Source organism: Lujinxingia sediminis (genome assembly GCF_004005565.1).
In the GTDB taxonomy this organism is placed as follows: domain Bacteria; phylum Myxococcota_A; class Bradymonadia; order Bradymonadales; family Bradymonadaceae; genus Lujinxingia; species Lujinxingia sediminis.
In genome coordinates, this window is record NZ_SADD01000001.1 from 1,342,295 (window position 1) to 1,366,558 (window position 24,264).

20 protein-coding genes and 2 tRNA genes are annotated in these 24,264 nt (G+C 62.2%); 12 read left to right on the forward strand and 10 right to left on the reverse strand.

Annotation, left to right across the window (positions count from 1 at the left end; genetic code table 11):
* Window positions 1-177: 177 nt before the first annotated feature.
* Window positions 178-2,151 carry an Ig-like domain-containing protein gene (locus EA187_RS05415; RefSeq protein WP_164856026.1) on the forward strand — a complete coding sequence of 658 codons (1,974 nt, stop codon included), beginning with the start codon at window positions 178-180 and terminating at the stop codon, window positions 2,149-2,151.
* Window positions 2,152-2,264: 113 nt separating this feature from the next.
* On the opposite strand, the gene EA187_RS05420 is transcribed toward EA187_RS05415, so the two are convergent.
* From EA187_RS05420 to EA187_RS05460, 9 genes are all read right to left on the reverse strand, one after another.
* Window positions 2,265-2,480, reverse strand: coding sequence for an RNA polymerase sigma factor region1.1 domain-containing protein (locus EA187_RS05420; RefSeq protein ID WP_115602531.1), 216 nt, complete (start codon window positions 2,478-2,480; stop codon window positions 2,265-2,267).
* 106 nt (window positions 2,481-2,586) lie between these two features.
* Window positions 2,587-3,843 carry a bifunctional folylpolyglutamate synthase/dihydrofolate synthase gene (locus EA187_RS05425; protein WP_127779424.1) on the reverse strand — a complete coding sequence of 419 codons (1,257 nt, stop codon included), beginning with the start codon at window positions 3,841-3,843 and terminating at the stop codon, window positions 2,587-2,589.
* A 35-nt stretch (window positions 3,844-3,878) separates the two neighbouring features.
* Window positions 3,879-4,511, reverse strand: a complete 633-nt coding sequence (locus EA187_RS05430; protein WP_115602529.1) for a Crp/Fnr family transcriptional regulator — start codon at window positions 4,509-4,511, stop codon at window positions 3,879-3,881.
* Between the two features lie 63 nt (window positions 4,512-4,574).
* Window positions 4,575-5,306: a TIGR04282 family arsenosugar biosynthesis glycosyltransferase gene (locus tag EA187_RS05435; protein WP_164856028.1), complete on the reverse strand. Its 732-nt coding sequence runs from the start codon at window positions 5,304-5,306 to the stop codon at window positions 4,575-4,577.
* 1 nt (window position 5,307) lies between these two features.
* The gene (locus EA187_RS05440; protein ID WP_206524191.1) at window positions 5,308-6,117 is read right to left on the reverse strand and encodes a glycosyltransferase family 2 protein; all 810 of its coding nucleotides are present in this window, start codon (window positions 6,115-6,117) and stop codon (window positions 5,308-5,310) included.
* 130 nt (window positions 6,118-6,247) lie between these two features.
* A complete protein-coding gene (locus tag EA187_RS05445; RefSeq protein ID WP_115602527.1) occupies window positions 6,248-6,814 on the reverse strand; it encodes a hypothetical protein in 567 nt (188 codons plus the stop codon).
* Between the two features lie 333 nt (window positions 6,815-7,147).
* Window positions 7,148-8,170 carry an energy transducer TonB gene (locus tag EA187_RS05450; RefSeq protein WP_127779426.1) on the reverse strand — a complete coding sequence of 341 codons (1,023 nt, stop codon included), beginning with the start codon at window positions 8,168-8,170 and terminating at the stop codon, window positions 7,148-7,150.
* Window positions 8,160-8,588: an ExbD/TolR family protein gene (locus EA187_RS05455; RefSeq protein ID WP_127779427.1), complete on the reverse strand. Its 429-nt coding sequence runs from the start codon at window positions 8,586-8,588 to the stop codon at window positions 8,160-8,162. The genes EA187_RS05450 and EA187_RS05455 overlap by 11 nt, the downstream gene beginning before the upstream one ends.
* Before the next feature lie 15 nt (window positions 8,589-8,603).
* Complete coding sequence (locus EA187_RS05460) at window positions 8,604-9,227, reverse strand: MotA/TolQ/ExbB proton channel family protein (RefSeq protein WP_127779428.1); 624 nt, start codon at window positions 9,225-9,227, stop codon at window positions 8,604-8,606.
* A 165-nt stretch (window positions 9,228-9,392) separates the two neighbouring features.
* Here EA187_RS05460 and EA187_RS05465 point away from each other — a divergent pair, with 165 nt between their 5' ends.
* The 3 genes from EA187_RS05465 (at window position 9,393) to EA187_RS05475 (ending at window position 10,703) form a co-directional block, all read left to right on the forward strand.
* The gene (locus EA187_RS05465) at window positions 9,393-10,388 is read left to right on the forward strand and encodes a hypothetical protein (protein ID WP_127779429.1); all 996 of its coding nucleotides are present in this window, start codon (window positions 9,393-9,395) and stop codon (window positions 10,386-10,388) included.
* Window positions 10,389-10,532: 144 nt separating this feature from the next.
* Window positions 10,533-10,605, forward strand: a tRNA-Ala gene (locus EA187_RS05470).
* Between the two features lie 25 nt (window positions 10,606-10,630).
* Window positions 10,631-10,703: transfer RNA gene (locus EA187_RS05475), tRNA-Ala, on the forward strand.
* A gap of 158 nt (window positions 10,704-10,861) precedes the next feature.
* Here the strand turns inward: EA187_RS05475 and EA187_RS05480 are convergent.
* Complete coding sequence (locus EA187_RS05480; RefSeq protein ID WP_115602522.1) at window positions 10,862-11,581, reverse strand: Bax inhibitor-1/YccA family protein; 720 nt, start codon at window positions 11,579-11,581, stop codon at window positions 10,862-10,864.
* A gap of 241 nt (window positions 11,582-11,822) precedes the next feature.
* Here EA187_RS05480 and EA187_RS05485 point away from each other — a divergent pair, with 241 nt between their 5' ends.
* From EA187_RS05485 to EA187_RS05520, 8 genes are all read left to right on the forward strand, one after another.
* Window positions 11,823-12,587, forward strand: coding sequence for a DUF4159 domain-containing protein (locus EA187_RS05485; RefSeq protein WP_164856030.1), 765 nt, complete (start codon window positions 11,823-11,825; stop codon window positions 12,585-12,587).
* A gap of 24 nt (window positions 12,588-12,611) precedes the next feature.
* Window positions 12,612-14,945, forward strand: a complete 2,334-nt coding sequence (locus EA187_RS05490; RefSeq protein ID WP_127779430.1) for a glutamine amidotransferase — start codon at window positions 12,612-12,614, stop codon at window positions 14,943-14,945.
* A 197-nt stretch (window positions 14,946-15,142) separates the two neighbouring features.
* Window positions 15,143-18,808: a hypothetical protein gene (locus EA187_RS05495; protein WP_127779431.1), complete on the forward strand. Its 3,666-nt coding sequence runs from the start codon at window positions 15,143-15,145 to the stop codon at window positions 18,806-18,808.
* Between the two features lie 22 nt (window positions 18,809-18,830).
* Complete coding sequence (locus tag EA187_RS05500) at window positions 18,831-19,520, forward strand: hypothetical protein (protein ID WP_115602518.1); 690 nt, start codon at window positions 18,831-18,833, stop codon at window positions 19,518-19,520.
* A gap of 325 nt (window positions 19,521-19,845) precedes the next feature.
* Window positions 19,846-20,307, forward strand: a complete 462-nt coding sequence (locus EA187_RS05505) for a hypothetical protein (RefSeq protein WP_115602517.1) — start codon at window positions 19,846-19,848, stop codon at window positions 20,305-20,307.
* Window positions 20,308-20,349: 42 nt separating this feature from the next.
* Window positions 20,350-20,529: a hypothetical protein gene (locus EA187_RS05510; RefSeq protein ID WP_127779432.1), complete on the forward strand. Its 180-nt coding sequence runs from the start codon at window positions 20,350-20,352 to the stop codon at window positions 20,527-20,529.
* A 399-nt stretch (window positions 20,530-20,928) separates the two neighbouring features.
* Window positions 20,929-23,115, forward strand: coding sequence for a hypothetical protein (locus EA187_RS05515; protein ID WP_127779433.1), 2,187 nt, complete (start codon window positions 20,929-20,931; stop codon window positions 23,113-23,115).
* A gap of 142 nt (window positions 23,116-23,257) precedes the next feature.
* Window positions 23,258-24,259: a galactose-1-phosphate uridylyltransferase gene (locus EA187_RS05520; protein ID WP_127779434.1), complete on the forward strand. Its 1,002-nt coding sequence runs from the start codon at window positions 23,258-23,260 to the stop codon at window positions 24,257-24,259.
* Window positions 24,260-24,264 lie beyond the last annotated feature (5 nt).

A 24,264-nucleotide genomic window follows, 5' to 3' on the forward strand; every position in this document is an offset into this window, starting at 1 on the left:
CCCCCTCGGTATACTCACGGCTAACCTACAGTATAAGCTCAGCAGGCAGCGATGTTTTCTGCCCGCGCAACGCTTCGCTGCTGCACTTGCACCTGGATTTACGCTTGCACGTCTCCCGACGTGCCAATTCACCACGAACAACACGTCGTTTTCGGCGTGTTGCGGAGGAAGGAAATGATGGGAAGCTATTCAACAAAGTTGCTCGCGTTGCTGGCCGCCGGCGGCCTCTCGCTGACGATGGCCTGCGGTGAGAGCACGGTAAACGTCCCCGGCGACGATGACCCTCGCGATCACCAGCAACCCGACATCCCCGGCACCAGCCGCCTGGAGCACGTTGAGCCTTGCGACCCCGCACAGCTTGCCTGCACCCGCACCCTGGCGGTCCAGGACTCGGCCACCATCTCGGTGCGCCTGGTCGATGCCGACGGAAACCCCATCCGCAACGCGATGATCGGCTTTGCCCTTGAAACCGTGGTCGGCGCCCAGGGCGCGACCCTCTCGGCGGCGAACGATATCACCGACGACAACGGCGTTGCCTCGACCACCGTCCGCACCGGCGGCGACCCCAACACCGCCACCGGCACCATCCGCGTAGAAGCCACCGTGGACCAGGAAGGCGTCAATGCCGTTGAATTCAACATGGGCATCAACGCCAAGGACTCCGCCTCCTACATCGTGGAGTACGAGCACAACGGTTCGGCCGTACTCGACTCCGTCGAGACTCTCTTCCTCCCCCCCACCGTCACCTGCGACGCGGCCGAAGAAGCCTTCAACCGTGACGGCCTGTGGCCCAGCGCCGACTTCGTGCGCAACGCTACCGTCAACGCCGATGGCTCCATTAACGACGTCATCCTGCCCTCGGTCGCCAACAACACCGCCTACACCATCATCGGCTCGGCGATTCAGAATGTCGGCACCCGCGAAGTCAATGTCGCCGTCGGCTGCTCCGAGAACAACCCGCCCGTACAAAACGGCGTGAGCACCGTCGTCGAGATCGAGCTCTTCGACTACTTCCCCACCATCGCCGGCACCTACCAGGTCACCCACGCCTTTGACCTGCGCAGTGGCCTTCCGCCTTCAGTCGTCGACGTGATCGACCTCATCGCCACGCTGGCCGAAAGCCCCGCGCGCTTCATCCTGGGCTGCCCGGCCACGCAGTCTTATTGTGGCGATGGCACTCGAGGACTCCTCGACTTCCTGCTCGACTACGCTGGCGATTCCCTCGGCGGGATTGGCGACACGCTTCGAGACTTACAAAACAGCTCTCTTTTTGCACTTGCGCTCGACTTCTTGGACGACACCCTGGACGGACTCCTGCCTGATTGGGTCAACGAAGGCCGCGATATCATTGGTGATGTCACGAGCATGCTCGAAGCCTTCGTTGTCGAAGGTTCCATCATCATCGACGAGCAACCTGCCATCGACCTGGCCAGCGGTCAGGCCACCGCAGTCCTTCTCCCCGAAAACAACCGCCAGCTCTGGAACGACATCGTCCTGACCTGGAGTGCGGGTTGCGAAGGCCAGCCTGCCTCCTGCTCCGAGGTTCGCATTCGTTCCTACGACGTCGGCGAAAACGGCAGCGCGGTCTTCGGCAACTTCGGCGCGACCATGATCGGCGCCACCGCTCTGGAAATCGACAAACACCCGCTGACCCTTCAGTACGGCAACCTCATTCTCGCCGTCATCGAGAAGGTCCTCCTCCCCCGTCTCTTCGCCGATGCTCCGACCCCCATCGACTCCCTTGAGGCGATGCTCAGTGAACTCATCGACTGCGAAGCTCTGGCTGCAAGGGTCGGCGATCCAGGCGATACGTTCTACAGCGCCGTCGTACAAGCCTGCGAACTGCTTCAGGATGAGGCCGCTGACACCGTCCGCGACTACGTCAACGACAGCCTGGTTGCCGACTCCAGCGACAACTTCCGCATTGGCAGCCCTGCTGGCGAGCCCTGCGAGATCTACCAGCCCGCGGTCTACCCGCCGGGCTCCTCGGCGAGCAGCGGCTGGCCTGGTTACCCGCTGCCCTTCATCCAGACCCTGGGCACCCCCGAGCTTCGCTGCAAGTGGGAAGCTGAGTTCCGCTTCAGCACCGAGAGCCAGCCCTCCATTCTGGACGGCACCTTCTACGGCAACCGCTCCGACAGCGGAAACTGAACGCACCACACCCACAACCTCCCTTCTCGGGAGGTTGTGATCCCAGCAAAAAAGCCGGCCCATTCGGGCCGGCTTTTTTGCTTTGAGATGTGCCAGACATGGGGGGCTCGCGCTCAGCTCGGAGCGCCCTTCACCTCAATCCCCATCTGTCGGCAGGTGAACAAGAAGACTTCCATCTCCACCTCGCCGAGATGCTCCTGAGGAAGCGCCTCGAGAATCTCACTCCAGGTCAACTCACCTTTCTCACGACCACGACGCAGAAGTTCGCGCTTGTTGTCATGGTAGGCGGTTTTCTCCGGGTTCGACTCAAACTCGTTCTGCTCAACCATAGGACACTCCTTTAGGGCGAGCACGGCAGACGACACGCAGTCTCGGCCGCACTCCAACTGTGAACATGGCCGAAGATAATCACCGCCCCCCGAAATTCAACAAAGCTCAACCGGCCATGTCCACGTGCTCCGTGACCATGTCAGCCGCCCCCAGCCCCATCGCCTCATAGAGTTCGCCCAGCAGGTAAATCGAGCCAAAACACAGCACGATCTTGCCCTCATCGCATGCAGCGATGGCCTGGCGTAAACACTGCGCCGCATCCCCAACACCACGCAAAAGCGATGCAGGCACATATCCGCGCAACCCTTCCTCACTAAGCGCCCGAGACGTGTTAATTCTCACTGCCCAGACGCCCACTCCCAACTCCGAGAGCAACGCATCCAGCCCTTCTTGCCTCTTGTCTTCGAGAGCCCCCCATACAACCCCTCCCACCTCACCGATGCGCCCGGTAAGCAGCTCCGAACGCAACGCCGCAATCCCCGCCGGATTGTGAGCTGCATCCAAAAGCAGGCCTGTCACAACGCCGTCCACCCCGGCGACCGTCCGACGCTCCACACGCCCCGGCCAACGCCAGAACTTCAATCCCCGTTGCACGGCATCCTCATCATAGTCGTCTCCCAGATACACACGCGCTGCACAGCGCGCCGTAACGTGATGCCTTCGCGCCACCCACGACCGACCGTCTTCCAAATCCGTCTCCCCCTCGTCCGTCAACGTCGGCGCGTAACGCGGCCCCACCGAAGCGCGCGCCCACAGCACCTCAAACGCCTCGGGATGCTCTTGTTCGCCAATCACCACCGGAACCCCCGCCCGCATCACTCCGGCCTTCTCTCCGGCAATCGCAGCCAGCGTATCCCCCAGATAAGCCTCATGATCGCGATCGATGGTCGTAATGATGCTCAACGCCGGCTCGATTGCATTGACCGCGTCGAGACGCCCGCCCAACCCAACCTCATAAATCGCCACATCCACATGCTGCGCCTTAAAGAGGCGCGCGGCCATCAACGTTGTGAGTTCAAAAAAGGTCAGCGCATCCTCCCCCACACGTGTCACATCCCCATAACGCGCATACACGTCCTCCAGCACCGGCAGCACCTGCGCCGGCGTCAACGGCACGCCGCCCACCCGGAAACGCTCCTCAAACCCCACCAGGTGCGGACTCGTATACAACCCTACCCGAAGGCCGTGCGCCCCGAGAATCGCGCCCAACGAAGACGCCACTGTCCCCTTACCGTTGGTGCCCGCAACCACAATCGCTGGCGCGCACTGCTCCGGATGCCCCTCGGCTCTGAACGCCGCGCGCATCCGCTCCAGACCCAGCTTGATCGTAAAACGATTCTGCTCAAAAAGCCGACGTTTCATCCCCTCCCAACGATGCAAATCGCTCTTTGTCACGCTCAATGGAACGCGAAGCGGTCTTGCAGTTCCAGATAGCGCAGGTAACGATCATATGCCTCGCCATCCAGAATCTCGAAATAGCCCCGGCGATCGATGAGGATCAACTCATCGCGCACAAGGTCGTTGAGAATCTGCTTAACCTCACCGATCTCCAGCGCGAGCACGTCGGCCAGATTCGCCGGAATCGGCGCCGACTCCCCGGCCCCCTCAACGCGCTTAACCCGCTGGGTCTCTGCGCGAAGCTGATGCAACACACGAGCCTTATTGGTACGCAGCACAAGGTTGGTAACCCGGTACTGCGCTCGGGTCAGACGCTGGGTCAGCTTCTTGAGCATCCGCAGGGCGATGTCGGAGTTCTCCCGGATCATCTCCCCGAACTGTTCCGTGTCGACCTGAATCACCGAGGCATCCTCGGTGACAACGGCGCTTACCGGGCGGCGCGGCTCCCCGAGCATTGCCAGCTCCCCGCAGAACTCGCCAGCGCCGAGATCTTCGACCACCATCTCGGTGTCATGAATCCGTTTGGTCAGACGCACGCTCCCGGACTTGATCACATACATCCGATTGCCTTCCTCGCCTTCTCGGAACAAGACCGTCCCTGCGGCGCACTGACGAACACCTTTTTCACTCACGAGCTATCCTGACCGATGGAGGAAGTTGAAAAGCCTGCTGACTCGCAGGTACCGGCCCGCGCCTCAGCGCGTTAACCGACCGCTATGACGCCACGTTAAAAGCACCTCTCGGGTATGTCGAGCCCCTTCAAAACCCTGGCGCTCTAAGTACTCCAGGAGATGAAATTCGAGCATTTTGACATCCTCGAAGGTGTCAACATCGTACCAGAAGCCCAACAATTCCGACAAGAGACCCGCCTCGTTGGCGCGCTCCCAACTCTGCGTCAGCACCGACGCTGTGCTCCACGCGATATCTTCAAATATCACGCTCTCAGCATCGAGGCCCTCCGGTGCTCGCAGGGCCTCTACACCTACAAGGTAGTAGCCTCCATCAAACGACGGCCCCCAGACCACATCGTGTTGCAGCAACACCTCAAACGCCCGTTCGAGATGCTCTTCTGAGAGCGTCGGCGAATCCGTGCCGACAATCACAACGCGTCCCGCTCCCCGCGCTCGCGCACCCTCGATCGCCCGGCGCATCCGGGTGCCCAGGTCCCCCTCTCCCTGCTCCACCTTAATGATGTCGAGTCGATCGGTAGCCTGAAACATCGCGCCATCATCCGGCCCACTCCAGGCCAGCGTCGCACGACGCCCCGGCTCTCGCCCGGCCCAACCACCCACCAGTTCGAGAACGTCGTTCACAAACGCCCGGTATAGCGTGGCGCTCTCATCCGCACTGAGTTCGGGCTGCAACCTCGTCTTCACCCGCCCGGCCTCGGGTGCCTTCGCAAAGATCACGATCTCATCGTGTGCCATCTCAAGCATCCGAGCCCCCTCTATGCCCGGCCTCCGTGACCTCCAGGGCATATTGGGCAAAGAGCGTATAGAGGATCTTATAACTCGCCAGTGCCGTACCCTTGAGCGTCCCGGTGATCTTCGAGACCCCAACGCGTTTGCGATAACTCACCGGAACCTCCACCGCCCCTATCCCCTGACGAGCGGCCTTGATCTGCATCTCAACCGTCCAGCCAAAATCCTCATCGCGCATCCTCAGCCCCTGCAACGCCTCCCAGGTGATCGCACGAAAAGGCCCCAGATCCGAAAACCGGTAGCCATACATCAACTCCATCAACACGCACGCCAGCTTGTTGCCGACAACCGCCTGCACCAGCAGCGCCCCCTGCTCCTGCGCTCCCAGAGTTCGACTCCCGATCACAAGCTCGGCCTCCCCCTTCAAAATCGGTTCAACCACCCCTGGAAGTTCAGAAGGGAAATCGCTGAAATCCCCATCCAGAAATACCACCACATCAGGCGGGTCCTCAGCAAGATGACGAAGCCCGCGCAAACATGCCGCGCCGTACCCACGCTGAAGCTCCTGAACAACCTCGGCGCCCCGCTCTCGCGCACGCGCCGCGCTGCGATCCTCACTGCCGTTATCCACCACCACAACCCGACGTACCCACGCCTTCGGGATGGCATCCAACACAAGCGGCAGGCTCTCCTCCTCGTTAAGAACCGGGATCAACACATCAATCGCCGGAAGTTCCTCGGGAAGCTCCACCTGACGATGCGGCCACCACACTCCACCCCGCCGCAACGTCTCCTGACCTTCATCAACGCGTGTCAACGCCTCACCTCGTCATTGAAATCACCTGGCGCGGCTCCCTGCCGCGACCGGGCGCATCCTAGACGCGAGGCACATCTCCCTCAAGCCGGGGAGGTTTTCGCTGCCCCCAATCAGTGCCTGGGCCCCAACGTCAGGCCACCGCGTCCCGCTCCGCCAGGCGCGTAGTCAACGCGATCAGACTCAACAGATCCACGCGAGCACGACGCTGCCGGCCGGCCCGCGACTCATCAGCCACCCCTCCCTCCCGCGTGACACCCAGCACGCCCTGCTCCAGGGCCTGCAGGCGCGCAGGGCTCACCTCAATGGCCAGCTCAGCCAGAGGTTCGCCATCGCCCAGCGTACTCAACCCGACACTTCGCGAACGCCCCGCCGAACGCGACTGCCACCAGGCCTCCAACGACTCTACGTCGCCCTCAACCCACTGCTCCACGGTGAGGAAGTAGTCTTCAAAACACCCCACCGTAACCACTTCACCGAGCACCTCATCGCGCACCCGGCTGACGAACACGGCCTGCTCCAGCCAACGCTCTCCAAGCGTGCTGTACGCCTCACCGAGACTCACCTCACCGTGGGTGTAGTCCGGCGGAAACTCCCACTTTCTGCGCTCCTCTCGCTTCATATGACGCTCCAGGATCGCCCCCAACGAACGTTTCGGTCGCCCGCTCTCGGCTGCTCGCTCTTGGTTCTCGGTCTGCATCTTGACGCCTCCATCCGTGGATTCACGAAGATACCGCTCACTCGCTCAGTACTGAACAAAGAATTACTGCACATATCCACAGAGTCAAACAAAATGTGGAACTTTTGTTCAGGTATCGCGGCGTACAGCGTCACAACACGCCAAAAACCTCCCTGTTTGCGTCGCTCAAGCGCAGGACGAGACCTGCGCCCGAGACGCACTCCCGACAACGGCGCAGCCGCGTTCGCAGAACACGAAACGGCTACCCACAACCCCGGAAACCTCTTGAATAAGGAGACTTTAGCAGCCCGATCACATGGAAGCAACGCTTTCAGCCCTGCCTTCCACGGCGCGTCAGTACTCGGAGATCTCGAACTCATACGCTACCCGACGTCGGGAGCTCACAGGCTCGCAGTTGCGCGTCGCCGGTTCAAATCTCCACTGGCGGATCGCTGCCTCGGCGGCTTCATCCAGACCAAAACCCAGCCCGTCGACCAACTCCACAGATGACGCGCGACCGTCTCGACCGATGGTCACCAGAAACACAACCTGCCCCTCCACTCCTCGGCGCCTGGCAAGCACGGTGTACTCCGCCTCAACCTGGTTGAGCACTTTGGCCTCAGTGTCCTCGCACCCCGGTGACGACGCGCTTCCCTCACCCATCCCCGTCCCACGCCCATCCCCACGGGCGCCTGGACGTGTTTTGATCTCGCCAAAACGCTTCGGATCCACGTAGCGGTTGGTGATCCGCCCTGATTCAATCCCCTCTCCAATCTTCATCGCAGGCCCGTCCCCTCCTTCCACCGTCGACTCCATCGTCAACCCATCCAGATGGACCGGATCCATCGCGCCAGCGACCTCGTCATCCACCTCCTCCGCCTCCGCCTGCGGCTCGGGTTCAGGTTCAGGCTCGGGTTCAGGTTCAGGCTCGGGTTCAGGTTCAGGTTCAGGCTCGGGTTCAGGTTCAGGCTCGGGTTCAGGTTCAGGTTCGGGTTCGGGTTCGGGCTCGGGCTCGGGCTCAGGCTCGGGCTCAGGTTCGGGCTCAGGTTCGGGCTCAGGTTCGGGCTCAGGCTCGGATTCAGGTTCGGGTTCGGGCTCGGGCTCAGGCTCGGGCTCAGGTTCGGGCTCAGGTTCGGGCTCGACGTAATCAAAGTCGACTTCCACGAGCTCGTCCTCGGGCTCCTCTGCTGCGGGTTTAACGTTAAGCAGAGGCGCAAACGTCACCAGCCCGAAGCCGGCAGCCGCGTGCGTCAACAGCGTCAGGAGCACGCCCACTACAATGCGACGAGTGCGCTGGCCGGTCCCCACCCTCGACTCCTGGAGAGGATCTGCCAGGTGATGCATCGGCCGCGGCTTCTTCGACGTCTCAGCGCTCACCGTCTGCCTGCTCTTTGCGGTCGATGTTGAGGGCGAACTTCGCAATCCCGTTCAGCTTGATCGTATCCACCAGGTCAATCACCTTGCCGTACTCCACCTTTTTATCAGCGGCGATCACCGCCCGTAGCTCGGCATCCTCACCGGACTGAGCACGCACCTGCTCCGCGATCGCCTCCAGGCTCAAAAACTCTCCGTCCATCGCGTACTGCCCGTCCGACGTGACCTGAAATGCCAGCGTGGTGCTGACCTCGGCCTGACCCGAGGCGGCCTTGGGAAGATCGATCGGGATTTGCGACTGCACGATGTAGGTCGCCGTGACCATAAAGATGATCAAAACGACCAGAATGATATCGACAAAGGGGGTGATGTTGATCGCGGAGATGACGTCGTCGTCATCGCCTCCAGACATGCCTGCCATGACCTCTCCTCAACGTCAGTCATTGCGGCGCAGGTGCGCCAACAAGGTTCGCGACATCAACTCGGTCTGCGCCCCGCTCTTTTTCACGCGCTGGCGAAAGACGTTGAACATAATGACGGCCGGGATCGCCACCAGCAGCCCCACCCCGGTGGCAACAAGAGCCTCAGAGATCGCCGCCATCACCTGTTGATTGGCCTCTTCGGAGGCCTCCCCCAGCGCGGCAAAGGCCCCGATGATCCCGAGCACCGTGCCAAAAAGTCCGATGAAGGGAGCGTTGTTGCCCGTAGTCGCCAGCAGACTTATCAAACGTTCATAACGCGTACGTTCCGAGGCCATCGCCCCGTTCATAAGGTCTTCGACTGCCTCCGGCCCTCGGTCCAGACCTCGCATCCCGAAGAGCACCACGCGCGCTTCCATCGCGTCGTTACCTTCAAGCAACTTCGCAGCCGCGTCGAAGTCGTCGGCTCGAAGACGCTCCTCAAACTTCAAGCGCAACTCGTGCACATCGACCTTTCGCTGATGGAAGAAGCGCAACTTCTCGATCACCACGTAGATGTTGGCAAAGCTCAACAGGATCAGCAGCCACAGCACCCACTCCGCGCCGATCAGCGCGAAATCCAACAAAATCTCGGTTAACATAGTCCTCTCTCAACGCCACCGGGCGACTTCTTCAAGGGAGACGATCCGCACACGCTTTCTTCTCTAAGGTGCCTCGGGATACCATAGTGTAACGCGGATCGTAATCCGCAGGGGTGAAGATTTATTCACCCGCCTGCTGCTGTCGAACACATTTGTGGAGTTTGCATGCATTCCCCCAGACCGCCGGCCCCCCCCGCCATGTCTCCGGCTATCGCCGTTGCCCTGGCTGGCTGCGCGCTGCTCATCATCGGCGCCCTGCTCTGGAAAAACTTCGGACCTTCCCCCGAGCCACAGTGGGCGCATGAAGATGCTGCCCAGATTCAGAGCGGCTTAGACTTCCCGAGCCTGAACATCGACGCCGAGGAGCTGCAACGTGCCCGCCAGGTGCATGATGAAGCCCCAGAGCTCTCCCGGGAACTTCGAGCGCAGCATCAGGCGCTTATCGAGGCCATCAAGGAGGCGAATCGGGCGCAATTCACAGACGCTGAGCCCATCGACGCTCGTAGCCTTCAGGCCCGCATCGACGATGTGAGCGCCGCGCTGGTGCCCGCCACCGGGCCGCGTGGCTTTGTCCCCCTTGGCTCCCCTCTCTTTGAGGCCTGCGCCACCTCGCTTGAAGAACTCCTCGCCGCACTCCGACGAGGCGCGATCACCCTTGATGAAGCGTCCACCGCTCCCGCACTGCCGCGATTCGCTTCGTACCGTGAGCACTGCGGCAACGTTATTCCAATGCTGCGCCAGCATAACCTGATCACGAACAACGCCCTCTGGCAAACCCCCTCCAGCCCCCTGATCTTCGACATCCTGCAGCGCTACCGCTTCGCCGAGATCATACACACCATTCAACCCACCCGACTCCAGCTGGCTCCTTACGAATACGAAATGCTCACGCGCTGGCGCATCGAAGACGCCGAGGCCTTCGACGTGCGCACCCGACGCCGTTTCCTCTCACGTGTCTCCACCATTATCCCCGACTACGACGTGAACCTGGCCCATGCCCGCCTCGACGTTCACGGCAGGAGCCCGGCAGAGGCCATCCCTCGCTTTCAGCAGCTGGTAAGCGAGCATCCCGACTCCGCACGCTACCGCGACATCCTCACCGAGCTCCGTCGCAGTGCCGGGCTCCCCGCCCGCTCCACCACCTCGCCAGGCACGCCCTGATCCACTCCGGATGCACCATGGCACTCGGGGGAACTGACCGGGATTGAGGCGACCTGAAAAAACTCCTCAAAAACCCGTTGACACCCCGAACGCCCATCCGTATACATGCTCCCCGTTGGCGCACCGAGCCAACCATCCCTAACCGGGGCCGTAGCTCAGCTGGGAGAGCGCGTGACTGGCAGTCACGAGGTCGTGGGTTCGATCCCCATCGGCTCCATACAATTTAACACCTGTTTCAAAACGGGGCCGTAGCTCAGCTGGGAGAGCGCGTGACTGGCAGTCACGAGGTCGTGGGTTCGATCCCCATCGGCTCCATAAAGATTCAAAAAGAAGGCGCCTCGCATCAACGCGAGGCGCCTTCTTTCTTTTGACGCTCTTTTCCTTTCCGGTCTACCAGGCCCCACAAAAAAGCCCCCCCGGCGCTCGATGCGCCGGGGGGGCTTTCGCGTCACTACGCTCCCACGCTCAGAACTCTAGTCGCGCGAAAGCATCAGAATGCGCAGGATGTACCAGAAGAGCATCCCGATCGAGCTGAAGAGCGCCAGCGCGGCCGCCACATGCTGATCGGTCCGATAGACGTGCACCATATTCGACGTCTGATACACGATCATAGCCGCCGAGAGACCCACCATCGCGATCGAAAAACCCAGCCCCAGGTTAAAATCAAAGATCGTGCCGGCCACAATCGCTCCCAGCGCCACCAGACTCCCCACCGCAAGGCCCACGCGCAGAATCGAAAAGTCTTTGCCCGTCACAAAGACCACCGCCGTCATTCCGGCGAAGACCACAGCGGTTAAGAAGGCGGCCTGCAACAGGATCGCCCCGCCGATCTGGTACTGCGCGATCAGAATCATCGGCGTCAGCAAAATCCCGTAGGCCGACACTCCGATCGCAAGCCCCAGATACTGCAGCCCCTTCGACTTCACATTCAGCGCCATCCAGTCCCCCAGCCAGCTCGCGCCAATGAAAAGCCCCAGCACAATGAGCCAGTTCGAGGAGATCATGAATTGAATCGCCGGCTCTGCGAAGGGCGACTTCAAGAAGAGCGCGATAAACGCCACACACCCAAAGATCGCGCCGGCCAGGTGCATGTAGGTGCGGCGCAAAAAGCTCAAACGCTCCTCGGGAAGCGCCTGGCTGACAAGACCCGGCCCACCGCTTGTTCCATCATATCCAAATTCCTGACTGTGCATGTGTACCCTCTCTTTAAAGGTCGATGAGTGGCATGCTGCCACCCGGGCAAATTCTCCAATCGCCGCCGGTCAGCTCTCATCTGGCGCAAAACCGAGCCGTGCAGACGCTTTATTTCACTGCTATGACGGGTTCAGACAATGCATAACACGTGGTCGGCTCCGCGGGGAATGCCCCCGTGAGCCTCTGACGTTGTCCTCGCCAGACACCGCGCTCACCTCGTTCGCATCAGGTACCTATCGCATGAACCGTCGAACCTTCCTTCAACTTCTGGGCACCGCAGGCCTGAGCCTGACGATCGCTCCAAGGGCGCTGGCCCTGGACGATCAGCATCGCGTCGGCCTTGCGCGCCTGCGCTACCGAGGCGGCAATGACAACCCGCGCCCCGGTGCTCTGCGTCGCATGCTACAGGAAGTCGGTCGCCATACCAGCGTGGAGGTCAACCCGGAAGTTGCCGCGATCTGGGGCGAACGCGAGGAGCTCTTTCTCCATCCGATGATCGTGCTCGCCGGTGACCGCGCCTTTGAACCGCTGTCTGAAGACGTGATCGAAAATCTACGCCTCTACCTGAGCTCGGGCGGCTTCCTCTACGTCGACTCCGCCGAGGGCCTGACCGACGGCCCCTTTATGGCATCGGTGCGACGGGATCTTCAGCGCGTGTTCCCCGACCGCCCGCTTCGCACGGTGCCACGCGAGCACACCGTGCATAAATCCTTCTATCTGATCGACCGCCCCATGGGGCGCCTTGATATCGCGGGCAACTTCGAAGGGATCTTCGATGAGGAACGCGCCTGTGTGCTGGTCAACGCCAACGATCTTCTCGGTGCGCTGGCCCGCGATGCCTTCGGTGGCTGGGAACACCAGGTAAGCCCGGGCGGCGATCGCCAGCGTGATATGGCACAGCGCCTTGCCGTCAACATTGTCCTCTACGCCTTGACCATCGACTACAAAGCCGACCAGGTACACATCCCCTTCATCCTGCGCCGACGGCGATGGCGCGTCGACTGAGCCACCCGAAGGCTGGAAGCCTGTATGCTTGAACTCTCCAACTACAACACCCGCGACCTCCTCTGGCTCGGCGACTGGAGCCTGGGCTGGGTCATTGCCCTGGGGCTACTGGGCCTTTCGGTGCTGCTCTTCAGCGCCTACGATCTGCGCGACATGCGTCTGCATCGACGCCTTACCCTTCTGGGGCTGCGCGCCAGCGTCTTCTCCCTGGCTGTGATCATGCTCCTGGAGCCTGCTCTCGACCTCAAGCAGGTCTCCCGCGTCAAAAACCACGTCGCCGTGCTCGTCGACACCAGCCAGACGATGAGCCTCAACGTCGCCGGCGAAAAACAACGGCGTATCGACCGCGCGCGCAAAGCCCTCGAAGATCTGCGTCCTACCTTTGAAGCACACCACGAAGATCATCACTTCGACATCTTCACCTACGGCGATACCCTCACCCCGACCACGCTCGAAGCAGCCCTGACCACCGAGGCAGACGCCACCCAGGCCGACCTGAGCGCCGCCCTGCAGGCCCTTCCCGACCACTACCGCGGCAAAGATCTCGGCGGCGTCATCGTCTTAAGCGACGGTATCGACACCGGGGCCATCGGCCGGCGCGTGCGCCGAGGCGAAGACCTTGATGACGCCTCCAAAGAGATCCTGTCCAGCCTCCGGGCACCGGTCCACACCCTGGCCGCTGACGCCGACGCCGGCATGCGCGACGCGGCGATTTCCCGGGTGCGTCACGACGACTTCGCCTTCGTGCATAACTCGATCACCGTCGAAGTCGACCTCTTCTTCAGCGGCATCGAGCCCCAGCCGGTCCCGGTGACGCTGCGGCGAGATGGCGAGATCTTGCAGTCCCAGAGCGTCCAGATTGACCCGGAGGAGCGTCGCTACACGGTGCAGTTCGAGTTTGTGCCTCGCCAGATCGGCAAGGAGGTCTACACCGTCGAGGTGCCTCATTTTGAAGATGAAGCGCTGCTGGAAAATAACACCGAACACTTTGTGCTGCGGGTCATTCGCGACAAGGTCCGTGTGCTTCAGGTCGTCGGCCGCCCCAGCTGGGATCAGCGTTTTCTGCGCCAACTTCTCAAGCGCAACCCGAACGTCGACCTCATCAGTTTTTTCATTTTGCGCACCGACGACACCCCGCAGCTGGTGCCGCGCGATGAGATGAGCCTGATTCCCTTCCCCACCGACGAACTCTTTAACAGTGAGCTGGGAAGTTTCGACCTGGTGATTTTTCAGAACTTCAACTTCGGCCCCTACAACATGGCGCGCTACCTGCCGGCCATCGCCGATTACGTCCGTCAGGGAGGCGCCTTCGCCATGCTCGGCGGAGACCTCTCCTTTGCCAGCGGCGGCTACGCCCGCACCCCCATCGAATCCCTGCTCCCGGTAGAACTTCCTCCGGCAGGTCCAGGCCAGACGATCACCCACAGCGAGCACTTCTCGCCACACCTGACCGCGGCAGGTGATCGTCATCCCATCACGCAACTTGCATTCGACCCGGCCCAGAACCGCGAACTCTGGGAGGCCCTCCCGCAACTTCAGGGCACCAACATTGTCACCGGCCCCTCCGAGGGCGCCACCGTTTTGGCCACCCACCCCACCCTGACCTACGGCGGCCAACCCATGCCGGTTATCGCCGTGGCCGAGCGCGGTGAGGGACGTGTACTGGCGGTCACCAGCGACTCAACCTGGCGCTGGGGCTTTGAACATCTGGCCGATGGGGGCACCCCGCGCGAGTACCAGATGTTCTGGAACAGCGCGATCCGCTGGCTCATCCAAGACCCGGAACTCAAGCTGGTACGGCTGGATGTTCACGCTGATATCGCCGCCCCCAACACCCCCATTGATGCTACAGCGCGCGTCTTCAACAGCGACTACAGCCCGGCCGCAAACGCCGCGGGCAAGGTCCACGTTAGCCATCGCCCGCTGGAGCAACGCTCCGAGGATACCACGCCCCCGCAGCCCACCCGCACTCTTGATTTTCAGACCGACGCCTCCGGCGAGCACGCGCTTGACCTGAGTTTTGAAGAGCCCGGGATCTATCACATGGAGGTCGAGGTGGAGGGGGCGGGTGGCGCGCTCCGCGATGAGAACCTGGTGCTTGTTACTCCCAACGTCGCCCAGCTTCGCGACATCGTCCCCCGCAACGCCCTGCTTGAGCGCATCGCCGAACACACCGAGGGCCATCACACCCTCCTGCCCGAGCTCAACCCCACCAGGCTCGACTTCAACCCGCCCCGCTTCGTTGAGATTCATCAGCGCAGGGTGGTCCAACTCTGGGACAGCGCCCTGCTCTTTCTCATCGTACTCGGGCTGCTCGCCGCGGAGTGGTCACTGCGCCGTCGCTGGGGCAGACTCTAGCCCATCGACCCTTCCGACGATTTCATTGAGCACACCCTATACGTGGTGTAGAGTAGCGACGAGATTGAGCCCAGACTGCCTCACAGCCTGCCTGTGAGGCACCCCGGCTCGTCCTCACCAGCCGTACGCGAGTCCCGGGTATCGGCCTTTACCGGCCCGCCCGCCCCATCCCAATCTCCGCGCAGCAGGTACCGTTCATGGGAGAAACCACTCCCGACGCCGTTGAGCTCAAATGCCCGGGCTGTGAGACGTACTTCCGACTCACCCCCAAAAAAGGACGCCTCCCCACCGGGGATGTTCCCTGTCCGAAGTGCTTTACGGAGATCTCGGTCGAGGATGGCCGTAAGATCTATCGCTCCCACATGAGCGATATGGCCTCCGAGGACACCCAACGCACCAGCTCTGCGCCGGGCTTCGGGGTGATGTCCAGGCGACCCTCCGCAGATGCGCTCGACGATGAGTCCGAGGACGCCATCGAGCGGCTGACCCGACTCGCCGGCGACCTTCCGGGAGGCTCCAAGGCTACGATGGCAGGGCTTCCGGGTGGGTTTACCAACCCCTTCAGTCGCGACGGCGACCTCGACAAGACCGCCGCAATTGACGCCTCGGTGCTCAGCGCGATTGCCGAGCAGAACGGCAACACAACCAAGGGCCCCTTCGACAACCCGCCTGTGCCCGATCCCCCGGCCGAAGACGGGCTCGCCGAGAGCACCGACGCCGGCGCGTGGCGTCGCTCCCACGAGCATCAAACCTCCCCGGGGCTTGACGAGGTCTCCGATGTCCTGGCTGCCGAGAAGTCGGCCAACGAGGCCCAGACCCGCAAGACCGTCGACCTCACACGTCAGAACCGCGCCGACCTCGCCCAGCTCCGAGAGACCGCTGAGAATAAACGCGTGCCCCGATCCATGATCGGCCTGCGCTCCGGAAAAGCCCCCGACGAAGATACCCTTGAGGGCGAAGTCGGACTCTCCGACGCTGAACTCAAAAGCCAGGTGCTCGCGCGCATTAAGAAAAAACGCATGGTCGCCCGCCCCGGCGATGACACCGCCACCAGCGCGGGCAGCGCCGGCAGCGCGGGCAGCGCCCCCACCAGCGTAAGCAGCGCCAGAAAACTCAAACTCGACAAGCTTCGCCCGGCCCTCTCCGGTGCCTCCACCGCCGAGGATGACGCGTCCTCTGACGACTCCGAGGATAGCGGCAAACCCTCACTGGCCCATCTCTTCAAGAAGGCCCAGAAACGGCGCACCAGCCCTGGCATCGGTTCTTCCGAGGACCTGCCAGCACCGCGAAGCGAAAGCCCTGCGCGACCTCAGCCCAGGCCCGCACCGCCGTCCAAAGCGCAGACCGATTCCGCAACTCCGGGCATCGATCTGGAGGATAGCGAAGCCCGTGAGCTCGCCGAGCTGCTGCGCGACGTATCGGATGTATCCGACGATACCGCCCCCGACTCCAGCGATGCGTCCTCACCAGACCACTCGGGCCTCTTCGACGGCTTCGGCGCCCCCGAAGGCGCCTCGCCACCGGGGCGGGTGCCTCTCCCCGGCATCTCGCGCGAGCGGGGTCAGGCTACAAGCCAGTCCATGCTTGCCAGACTCCAGGCCCGTCGTCGCGGCCCAAACGTCGACCCCATTGAGCTGGGCACGGCCGGCGAGAGCCGTGGGAGCGGCTATATCCGCCTGCCCACCGCCGAGATTCAAGATGTGCTCGGTCGAGGCCAGTATCGCCTGCGCATCGAAGACATCATCTACGAGCCGGTCGACGAAGCTGGTCTCACGCAGCTGATCAAAGGTGGCGTGCTCCTGGGGGCCGAAGAGCTCGCCGAGGCCGATGGCGACTGGATGCCCGTCTCCGAGCATCCCGTCTTTGGCGAACTTCGTCGAAAGATGGCTGCCGAGGCCCACGACGTCCTCTCACGCATCGGAACCCCCCGTCGTAAAGCGCCGGCCCGCGAGCCCGCAACGCCGGTGCCCAGGGAAGAGCCTTTCTCGCCGCCCCTCCCCGTCGATGCCTCCTCCAACTCCCTGGACTTTAGCCTGCTCGATGTCGAGCAAAAGGGACGGGAGTCCGCCGAGGTTGCGGCCGAAGCCGCCTCCCCTTCCGAGCATTCCGCGCCCGAACTCGATCCCTTCATGGCCCTGGAAACCCGGGAGCCCGAGAGCGAGCCGCTCTACGACGACGCGCCCGGCGACGTCAGCGTCGGTCAGTTCCTCGAAGATGATCTCGACGGGGCCGAGCCCGGCGCAAGCGAGCTCGTCGAAGATGACGATGACGATGACGTCGCGCCATTAGCAAAGCCAAACGAGCCGCCCGCAACCCTCCCCTCCTCGCCCCATCAGCGTCGCCCGGAGGATGCCATTTTGCCCGACGTGGCACCGGCCAGCCTCTCCTCCGAAATGGATGCTGCACCGACCCGCAAAAAGTCGGCAGGAGGACGCATCGCCGGCCTCGCGCTCGGCGCAGGTCTGCTCGCTGTACTCGGGGCCGGCCTCACCCCCCCGGGCCAGGCGATGATCGAGGACGCTACAGGCTGGAATCCCTCCTCCCTCTGGACCACCACCACGAACGAGGAGCCCCCTGCGCCCCGGGCACAGCAAGCCACGAAGACGGCCGAAGTCGCCGGAACCGAAAGCCCCACCCCGGCGGAGGCCCTGGAGCCAGAAGCGGCCCAAACGCCCGAGGCTGCTCCTGCGCCCTCGCCCGACGAACGCCTTGTTGAACTGAAGCAGCGCTGGCGTACCGGCGAGTCTTCCGTCGACGAACTTGCCGAACTCATTGAGATCGCTGGCGCCAGACAACAATGGTCGCTCATGCGCCAGGCCAGCCTCGCAGCTCTTGCGACCGCTCCCGAAGATGAGCGCTTTCACACCGCGCACAAGCGTGCCGTCGAACAAGACCCGGAGATGGGCCCCTATCAGCCGCAGGTGCTCGACGCAGCGACCGGGCTGAACTTTGCGGGCAACTACAGTGTCGATACCCACCGCGGCTGGATCTTCAAACTGCCGGGCTCCGAGGATGAGGTTATCTTCAAGCCTTCGCGTCAGGGCTGGGAAGATGGCTGGCAGATGGAGATCGCCTCCTGGCGACTCTGCGAGCTCATCGCCTGCAACTTCGAGATCATTAAGACCACCCCGGCGCTTCTTCATGAAGACGCCCTGATCGCCGCGCTTGACGCAGCCTCCGGTGACATTGACACCGCCCAGGCTCAACAACTTCGCGAGCTCGCCAGCTGGCAGGCCGGCGAAGGCGATGGCACCTCGCGTGTCGTCCGCGGAAGCCTGGAACGCCTGCCAGCCTCGTCGCGGGCCCCCTTCCCTATTGAGTATCGACCGCTGTGGATCGACTGGCTCACGGCCACCTCGTCCCCGGCTCCCCTGGAGCGCCCGCTCTCGGAGGAACTCAGCAGCATCGCCTCACTGGCCGACGGCAAGTTCCAGCAACCCCTGGTCGACGCCATCGGTCAGCAGCCCACCTCCGAGGTTGCCCGCGACGTCTCCAGCCTGTTGCTCTTTGATTACCTGACCAACAACTGGGAGCGCTTCTCCACCCGCGCGGAAACCTACGGCCTCAACAACCCGGTCATCGGCAACAGCATCGTCTCGCGCCATAACGGCGATGCCTTCCAGCCGCGAGCCTCGCGGAGGGTTCAAGGCCGTTTTGAGTGGACGACCCGCTTTAGCCGCAGTACGGTCGCCACGATCCGTCTCCTGGAGCGTGATACGCTCGAGGCGGTCCTCTTCCCCGAGGCCGGACCCGTCGATCGCGCACGCCTCAACGTGCTCTGGTCTCAACGTGAAGACCTCCTGGAGCGCGTCGAGCAGCTCGTCGCCCAGCATGGTCAGGACGACGTCCTCTACTTCCCCTGAATCCTCAGAGCACTTCTGGCTTATGACAAAGTTTTATTACGCCTGCGATCCAACCCCGGGAAACTGGGGAGACACCTTTGCCCTCTGCAACGCCGCCGAAGTCGATTTGGAGCGGTTGGAGAACGCCCCGAAGATCGCCACATTGAACCGCTGGCGCGTCGATTCCCCAAAAGGCTTCGGCTTCGTACTGCATGCACCTTCGGTCGTGGGGGAGGCACTGGTCGATGGTTATGAGCGCGACAACCCGGAGCTCAGCGTAACCCTCCGCGACGCCTGGACCCGCGCCGCGGAGCAGGCCCATGCCCTGGCCGCCAAAGCGCTGCTCTTCTCAACGCCTCTGGAGTTTCGACCGGGGAGCACCAGCCGGGCGCTTATCGCAGCGCTCGGTAACGAGTTGGCTGCCAACGCCGGTCGCCCCGTCATCTGGCAGGCCGAGGGCATCTGGGACGTCGAAGCGACCCGCGCTTTTGCCAGTGACCACCACCTCAGCCTGGCCTTCGACCCCTATCTGGCAATGCGGGACGAGATTTCGCTCGGGAAGGGTGACGGCGCGTTTGTACTCAATGAGCGCGCCGGCATGCGTCGCGAGTTCGATCGTTATGACCTTGAGGAGCTCCTCGGAGAGATGCGCTCTTTCAACCGAGTCTTCCTGCTTCTACGAGGACGCTTCCAGCGCAAGCACGCTGAGCTTCTACGCGACATCCTCAGCTAAACGCGTCATGCAGACAGTGTAGATCCTGACACGGGCCGCCTTCCTTTGGAGAGCGGCCTGTTTTTTTGCCTGCATGCGACCGAAGGCAAAACCCTTCGGCGCTACCCTATTCGAGTTAACGTCGACACGGGCCCGAAAAGCCATATGTAAGAAACACGACTTCTCACCTACCGAAAACCACGTCAAACAAGCGAATTAAACCCCAAAATATGAACCATAAGCGGTTGACACATAGTCTGATCGGATGCACATTCCGCCCCAGAGACGCTGTGAAGTGATAACTTCTCTGGACATATGAAATCACCTTCGACCCCCGAGGATTGTAATGAGTGTAAACTTTGGCGACGAGCTTTCGAAGTTTGAGAACGCGCTGGCCGAGAAGCGCCAGGAGCTCGAAGAGCTTCGCAAAATGCGCGATACGCACAGCCTGCAGACCAGCGAGGCCCGCAACGCGATCGAACATCTGCGCGCGGCTCTGCGCGGCGAAGCCCCTCCCGGACGTGGTCGTGGCCGCAAGAAAGTCCGCGGCGTCAGCTCGTTGCCCGTTGACCCCGAAACCCAGCGCCCGCCCCGCGGCGCCCGGCGTCAGCAGATCCTCGAGATCTGCCGTCAACTCGGCACCAAGCACGAACAGTTTCGTACCGCCGACGTCCTCAAGGCTCTCGGTCGTATTGAAGGTGAGGTTACTGACGGCATTCGCAGCTACACCTACAGCGTCGTCAACACCTTCGAGAAAGAAGGTCTGATGGAAAAAATCGGCCGTGGCCGCTGGAAGTGGAACGGTTAATCCACTCTGCCTCCACGCTATCAACTTTAAGGAATGATGATCATGACCGAATCGAACGAGATCCTCGAAGCCGCCCTGGCCAGCGCCGAACAGAAACTTCGCGACCTTGAAGAGTCCCAGGCCAAGATCGAAGAAGATATCGAGCGCACCCAGCGCGAGATTGCCAGCCTGGAGAACACCATCAAGGCGTTCACCCTGCTGCAGACCCAGCTCAACGGCTGAGTCGCTGCTTCAACGCAACACCATCGACGCCCGGTGAGCACGCGCTCACCGGGCGTTGTCCGTTTATAGCTCGCCGCCACACCCCTGTCCGGAGCTCATCAGGGCGGGCTGGCCGCTGGATTTTCGACCCCCACCGCACTATGATGCCGCCACTGGAGCATTGTGACCGCAACGCCTGCGCCTTAGCGGGACATGTTGACACACCGATCGGTTAGTCAACCTCCTCAAAGGCCACTTTTTGAGCTCTGGCCTGAACTTTGCACATGTGCTTAATCCCCCCCGGACCCCTACTTAAACCCGTCCGGTATTCTTAAAAATGACTGCACCCCCTGGCTTGCACTCCCCTGGAGGATCTCCATGTTTGTCCGACCATCTTCTCCCCGCACTGGCCGGCCCCCCGTGTGGTTAGCTCTTCTGGTCGCCCTTTCACTGACCACGGCCTGTGGTGAAGTCGAGCTAAGTCGCGGAACCATCGATGGACAGACCGCCCCCGGACAGTCCTCGCCCGACGATAACCCCGGTCCCGGCGATTCCCCCGATGCGGGCCCCCGCGGCGACACAGGGAACCTGGAACCTGACGACGATGGCGTGGTCATGGTCCCCTGGTCCCATGAAATCTCCAGCGAACTGCTGGCCCAGGCCACCCTGGCAGATGGCTCGATCGCCTTCCCCCTGGAGGGCAATGACGTTCTGCTTGATGTCGCCATCGCCGACATCATTTACAGCTTCGACAGCGTGGATCCCGAACCCTTCATCTACCGGGTCGAGGCGATCGAGAATACCCCGGAGATCATCACCTTCTTCGTAACCGACGCGCCGCTTACCGATCTTATCATCAACGCCAAGATCAACGTGGACAACGGCACCGGCGATGCCTCGGATACTTCCAGTCGGTCGCAAGGACTGCTGCCGGAAGGAGGCCCCGTAGGCCAGCGTCGCCAGCGCGTCGACGAGGAGCAGTTCGAGCCGATTCAGACCACGGTTCGCTTCCCGACCATTGAGGCCCGCGTCTGCGACAACCACTCCGGTGTCTCCGTCGAGGTGGACCTTTCGGCCGATGCCATCGAAGGCACTCTGGGCTCTGTGGAGCCCGGCATTGGCGCGAGTGCCGGTGAGGAGTGCCCCTCAAACACCATCGGCGGGCGTTTGAAGACGACGCCAACGTTGACGATCGATATCTATGATGTGGACGCAGCCCTCGACATCGACACCTCCTGGTTTGGAGAAGACACCACCATCGACGAGGACGACTGCGAGTGTTTTACCGACAATTACCCCAACTACAGTGTCTGCGGCATTCCGGCGAGCCTGGAAGATGACTACAAACGCGACTGCAACGGACGACTCAAGGAGTTTCGTTTCCTGGTCAACGCCAGCTTCATCACCGCGCTCTCCGACCTTTTACTGGAGCTCTACTACGAGCTGGAGTTCGAAAAAACGCTCTTTGAGGTGAACCTCGTTAAAATTCCTTTCGCCATCGGTCCCATCCCGGTGACGGCCAACGTGGACTTCCTCATCAAATTTACTGCCACCACCGACGGCGGGCTCAGCGCGTCCTGGGCAGGCAAGAACGCGCCCGGCTTCCAGATGGATACGATGTTCGGAATCGAATACGTCGGCGGAGACTTTCACGAAATCGAGCAAGAGCCGCTCTCGGAGCCCTACGCCATCGACGACCCCGATCTTCTGGGGCAGGTCAACGCCTCATTGAAGCTCTCGTCTGACCTCAAGTTCTCAGGACTGGTCCTGAACTTTGCCGGGGTTACCGCCACCCTGCCGAGCGTGTATGCCAAACTTGATGCAGGATTTGAGCAAAACCTCACCACCGGCGAGTCGGAGTGCACTCTGGAACTCTCCATCGGTGCTGCTGTCAAAGTCGGGCTGGAGGCTGACGCGGGCTGGCTCGGCGACCTGATCGGCATCAACACCACGATCGACTGGACGCTCTTCGACACGTGCACTGCGGCCGAAGGCAGCTTCCTGCGCAACCTCTGCTTCTACCGCGACTTCAGCGAGAACCTCGACTTCCTCTGTCCCGATCCGATGCCCGCACGTGTCAACCGTGTGCGCCTGCGCGTGGACAACCCCGCGTACCCCACCGGCCAGAACACCCCGGGTAGCGTGCCCGTCGATGCGCTCTTTGTGCAACGCGTGCCTGTGAGCAGCGCCCCCTATTACATCGCGCCGACTCGCATCACGGTCGACGGTGTAGAAAGCTCCGAAGCCCTGGCGAAGGTCAACGCGATCCAGTATCTGGCCTGCGATCCGGCACTCTGGGAAGATAAAGTCATCCTCTTCGATGACGAAATCGTCGTGGACTACGCCGATCCCTTTGTCGCCGGAGACCTCATCCGCGTGCACCGCCAGGGCTTTCCCGCCGGTGTCGCGGCTAACAACCCCACCAACCCCGAGGACCACGGCAAACTCTGCGTGCCCAACGGAAGCTTCCACATCGACGTGGGTCGCAGTGATAAGGACCAGTGGGAGAACCTCATCCTCTACGTGCATAACTCCAGCGACCACCGCATCACCGAGAGCTTCCTGGAGCGCTTTGTCGAAGATGACGCAGGATCGGTTGGCAACTAAGCCCCACACCTGGTGATGCTCAAAAAGGCCGCCGTCTCCATCCGGGGACGGCGGCTTTTTTTGTTCCCCCTCCCCGATTGCTCCCATCGCCGCACTTCGATAGCGTCTGGCCACAGTCCTACCCGAGCCCCGAGCCCGACCGATGCCCTCTTCAATTCGCACCAACATTGTCTCCGGCGACCGCGTCATTCTGGCCCCCGAGCGCGCCCGACGCCCCCGAGACCATAAGCTCGTCCCGCCGGACACGTCGCATACCTCCGAAAGCTGCCCCTTCTGCCCGACCGAGCCCACGCGCATCCCCGAGCCTATCCGCACCCGAAAAAGCGCCAGCTTCCCCGACCACGAGCACGCCATCACGGTCGTGCCCAACCTCTACCCGGCACTCACCCCCGCCGACGCCGAGCAGGCGTTCGCCCGGGGCCCCTATGACGCCTTCGGAGGCGTCGGCGCCCACGAGGTCATCATCGAGGCCCCCGAACACATCGAGCACTGGACCGACCTCGACGCCCGCCATATCGCCGAGATATTCGCGACCTGGCAGGAGCGCCTCTGCGACCTTCGAAACGACCAGCGCCTCAAGGACATCATCCCCTTCAAAAACATCGGCCCCCGCTCCGGCGCGACCCTGGCACACGCCCACAGCCAGATCATTGCACTTCCCCTGGTCAGCCCCCGCCAGCATCAGCTTCTGCAGCGCGGTGAGCACTACTTCGAGCTGCACCACCGCTGCGCCCTCTGCGACGCGCTCCACCACGAGGAACAGAGCGGCGAACGCATCATCCTCGAAGATGACGCGATGCTCGCCTGGGCTCCCTTTGCTTCTCGATCGCCCTTCGAAGTCTGGATTGCTCCCCGCGCCCACAGCGCAGACTTCGCTCATGCCTCACACCGGGACCTCACATCGCTCGCACGTCACACCCGACGTATCCTCCAGCTCTGGGAGCAGGCCATCGGCCGCGTTGACCATAACCTCGTCTTGCACAGCGCCCCCTTTGCGTTCGCCGACAAAGCATACTATCACTGGCACCTGGAAATGCTCCCCCGGTTGAGCACCCACGGAGGGTTTGAGTGGGGCTCGGGCGCCTACATCAACGCCACCGCCTCGGAGGTGGCCGCGCGCCACCTGCGCGAACTGAACAGCTGACGGAA

Bases quoted from the DNA above. Each gene is read 5' to 3' on its own strand.
- EA187_RS05500 (WP_115602518.1), top strand. From the start codon at position 18,831: ATGACAAAGTTTTATTACGCCTGCGATCCAACCCCGGGAAACTGGGGA.
- EA187_RS05510 (WP_127779432.1), top strand. From the start codon at position 20,350: ATGACCGAATCGAACGAGATCCTCGAAGCCGCCCTGGCCAGCGCCGAA.
- EA187_RS05505 (WP_115602517.1), top strand. From the start codon at position 19,846: ATGAGTGTAAACTTTGGCGACGAGCTTTCGAAGTTTGAGAACGCGCTG.
- EA187_RS05425 (WP_127779424.1), bottom strand. From the start codon at position 3,843: ATGAAACGTCGGCTTTTTGAGCAGAATCGTTTTACGATCAAGCTGGGT.
- EA187_RS05420 (WP_115602531.1), bottom strand. From the start codon at position 2,480: ATGGTTGAGCAGAACGAGTTTGAGTCGAACCCGGAGAAAACCGCCTAC.
- EA187_RS05445 (WP_115602527.1), bottom strand. From the start codon at position 6,814: ATGCAGACCGAGAACCAAGAGCGAGCAGCCGAGAGCGGGCGACCGAAA.
- EA187_RS05485 (WP_164856030.1), top strand. From the start codon at position 11,823: ATGAACCGTCGAACCTTCCTTCAACTTCTGGGCACCGCAGGCCTGAGC.
- EA187_RS05490 (WP_127779430.1), top strand. From the start codon at position 12,612: ATGCTTGAACTCTCCAACTACAACACCCGCGACCTCCTCTGGCTCGGC.
- EA187_RS05435 (WP_164856028.1), bottom strand. From the start codon at position 5,306: ATGGCACACGATGAGATCGTGATCTTTGCGAAGGCACCCGAGGCCGGG.
- EA187_RS05480 (WP_115602522.1), bottom strand. From the start codon at position 11,581: ATGCACAGTCAGGAATTTGGATATGATGGAACAAGCGGTGGGCCGGGT.
- EA187_RS05495 (WP_127779431.1), top strand. From the start codon at position 15,143: ATGGGAGAAACCACTCCCGACGCCGTTGAGCTCAAATGCCCGGGCTGT.
- EA187_RS05415 (WP_164856026.1), top strand. From the start codon at position 178: ATGGGAAGCTATTCAACAAAGTTGCTCGCGTTGCTGGCCGCCGGCGGC.
- EA187_RS05460 (WP_127779428.1), bottom strand. From the start codon at position 9,227: ATGTTAACCGAGATTTTGTTGGATTTCGCGCTGATCGGCGCGGAGTGG.
- EA187_RS05520 (WP_127779434.1), top strand. From the start codon at position 23,258: ATGCCCTCTTCAATTCGCACCAACATTGTCTCCGGCGACCGCGTCATT.
- EA187_RS05465 (WP_127779429.1), top strand. From the start codon at position 9,393: ATGCATTCCCCCAGACCGCCGGCCCCCCCCGCCATGTCTCCGGCTATC.
- EA187_RS05455 (WP_127779427.1), bottom strand. From the start codon at position 8,588: ATGGCAGGCATGTCTGGAGGCGATGACGACGACGTCATCTCCGCGATC.